General features: G+C 71.1%; 2 protein-coding genes. Both read right to left on the reverse strand.

Annotated features, from left to right (window positions below; all coding sequences use genetic code 11):
- Positions 1 to 591, reverse strand: a 591-nt coding sequence (locus DBR34_RS24340) for a tRNA pseudouridine(13) synthase TruD (RefSeq protein WP_258224199.1), incomplete at its 3' end; no start/stop codon positions are given.
- Positions 588 to 1,068, reverse strand: a 481-nt coding sequence (gene ispF / locus DBR34_RS20280) for a 2-C-methyl-D-erythritol 2,4-cyclodiphosphate synthase (protein ID WP_308812571.1), incomplete at its 5' end; no start/stop codon positions are given. The genes DBR34_RS24340 and ispF, both read right to left, overlap by 4 nt.

Genomic DNA, 1,068 nt, shown 5'->3' on the forward strand with positions numbered 1-1,068 from the left:
CGCCGAGCGGGCGGCCGAGAGCAACAGCGAGCGCTGGTCCGGGCGCATCCGACGCCCGCCGAACATCGCCAGGGCGGCCGGCACGTTGCCGCCGTCGCGACCGAAACGCTGCTCGCCGAACCAGTTCGGCAGGCCGCGCGCGGCGATCAACGACAACCGCTCGTCGATCGCGGCCGCGTCGCCCTGCACCTCGCGCAACACCAGCTTGAAGCGGTTGCCGGCCAGCGCACCGCGCTGCAGCTTGCGGTTGTGCCAGGTGGATTCGACCACCTCGATCTCATCGGAGGCCAGCAGCGCCGGATCCGGTGCGACCCGCTTCGGCAGGTGCACGCTGAAACGCTGGGTGGTGACCGCATGGCGATCCTTCATGCCGGCGTAACTGACCGCCATGTCCGGCAGCCCGGCCCAGCGCGCGAGCACTTTGGCCACGTGCACGGTGTTGGCGCCACGCTTGCGGATCGTAAGCAGCAGGTGCTCGCCCTCCCCGCTCGGCTCGAACGCGGGCAGCTCGTCCACCTGGAAATCATCCGGCGTGGTGCGGATCTTCGCGGTCAGCAGCGGCGCGCCGAACGCCAGCGGCAGCGCGATCACAGCGCCACCAGCAGCACGACGGCCTGGGCGGCAATGCCTTCACCGCGCCCGGTGAAGCCCAGCTTCTCCGAGGTGGTGGCCTTCACGCTCACGCAGTCCAGCGCCACGCCGAGCACGCTGGCGATGCGCTCGCGCATGGCGGCCGCGTGCGGGCCCACCTTCGGCCGCTCGCAGATCACGGTGATGTCGGTGTTGCCGACCTGCCAGCCGCGTTCGCGCAGCAGGCTGTTGCAGTGCGCGAGCAGGTGCGCGCTGTCGGCCCCCTTCCAGCGCATGTCCGTTGGCGGGAAGTGCACGCCGATGTCGCCCAGCGACAGCGCGCCGAGCATCGCATCGCACAGCGCATGCAGGATCACATCGCCGTCGCTGTGGGCCAGCACGCCGCAGCTGTGCGGCACGCGGATGCCCCCCAGCATCACGTGGTCGCCCTCGCCGAAGGCGTGGACGTCGTAGCCCTGTCCGATGCGGACCGGCGGG

It is taken from the genome of Stenotrophomonas sp. HMWF003, from assembly GCF_003061285.1.
Lineage (GTDB): Bacteria > Pseudomonadota > Gammaproteobacteria > Xanthomonadales > Xanthomonadaceae > Stenotrophomonas > Stenotrophomonas maltophilia_AP.